This window comes from Pelagicoccus sp. SDUM812002, from assembly GCF_031127835.1.
GTDB lineage: Bacteria > Verrucomicrobiota > Verrucomicrobiia > Opitutales > Opitutaceae > Pelagicoccus.
In genome coordinates, this window is record NZ_JARXHX010000087.1 from 1 (window position 1) to 1,346 (window position 1,346).

2 protein-coding genes are annotated in these 1,346 nt (G+C 44.2%); both read left to right on the top strand.

The window, feature by feature from the left end; all coding sequences use genetic code 11:
* Positions 1-303 precede the first annotated feature (303 nt).
* Positions 304-720, top strand: coding sequence for a hypothetical protein (locus QEH53_RS23765; protein WP_309025728.1), 417 nt, complete (start codon positions 304-306; stop codon positions 718-720).
* Between the two features lie 27 nt (positions 721-747).
* A complete protein-coding gene (locus QEH53_RS23770; protein ID WP_309025729.1) occupies positions 748-1,191 on the top strand; it encodes a hypothetical protein in 444 nt (147 codons plus the stop codon).
* The last annotated feature ends 155 nt before the right edge of the window (positions 1,192-1,346 follow it).

Below are 1,346 nucleotides of genomic sequence, written 5' to 3' on the forward strand. Positions count from 1 at the left end.
AGCTGAAATCTAACTACAGAAAAGAAATCCCCACTGCTAGAACTTCGACATTCAGCATCTCCCCTATCCGACCCAAAAGAAAACGAATTGATGATAGAACCAAACAATCTAAGAATTGAAGGCATCAAGATTCGACAAGGAACCCAACCACTTACCCAAAAAACAACGCCCATCAAGGCGCTGCAGGCAACTGCGGCAAACGCTCGCCTCTTTCACTAAGACCCCATGAAACCCAACCAACCCAGCAATCCAAACGATAGCTTAGGCCTTGTCGCCTGAGCTTGGCGTTCTGCAAAAAAGATAATGAGATTTAACAAGGCCATTCGAAGTCCTTCTTGGTATCACGAAAAGGAAATCGACATCACCGACGAAGACAAATCGTTCGAATGGAACTGCATCGAATGCAAAGAAAAGATTTCGGTTTCACTCAAGGAGCGTCTAACCTTTCCGTGCGACCCTTTTCCCAAAGGGGACTTTTCTGAAGAAGAAAGAAAAGAAATCAGAGAATACTACGTGATGGGAGAGCACAGTCGATCTCCCTGTGGAGGCGGCATGGTTTTCGAAAACATCGGCTGTCCGTTATGTAAATCCAACTATCTATTTGCTTACGGATTAAACGAACCATCGAACAGTTATTTAGTTCTCACTGTTCAAGGAATCGTTCACATTGATCAAGCAGAACAAGGCGCTTCTCACAACGCGGGCAAGCCCGCGTCGTGAGAGCTTGGCGTTGGCCAAAAATAGAAAATGAACATCCTGCTCTACCTTATCTTGTCGCTCTACATCCTGAGCTTCTTCGGAGCTATGTTTGTCAGTTCTAGCTTTTGGCTTTTTGGCATGGCAGGCTTCCTCTCCATGATGGTCGTTTGGATAGGAAAACATGGATTCAAGCATCAAAAGGTAAGACTTAAAAAACTATGGATTTTCATAGCTCCAGCGTTTGTCGTTTGTTTTCTCTCATATTGGCTACTCATAGGAAGCAGTGGTGGCCCTGACCTAAAAGAACTATCAGCTCTGGCTAAACGAGAGAGTTACGAATTTTTGAGATTATGTGAAGTTAGTCGCCTTCGATTTGTATCCGCGTCAGTGGTTTCATCTCTAAGCTGGCATCTTCTAGCCTGTGGCTTTTGTTTAGAACTTATAGCGGCCAACAAGGCGCCGCAGACAACTCGCGCAAGCGCTCGCGTCTGAGCTTGGCGATATGTTAAGAAAGATGATCGGGTTGAACTAAGGAATAAACCTACAACGTAACGAGAAACCAACTTCACAAAAGAGAAGATCCTGCACTGAATAAAATTTAAGAAAGAATCCAACCAACCAAAAACGAAGAAAAATGATCGACTTGA

Excerpts from the sequence above, each read along its gene's own strand:
- QEH53_RS23770 (WP_309025729.1), top strand. The coding sequence starts at position 748 with ATGAACATCCTGCTCTACCTTATCTTGTCGCTCTACATCCTGAGCTTC.
- QEH53_RS23765 (WP_309025728.1), top strand. The coding sequence starts at position 304 with ATGAGATTTAACAAGGCCATTCGAAGTCCTTCTTGGTATCACGAAAAG.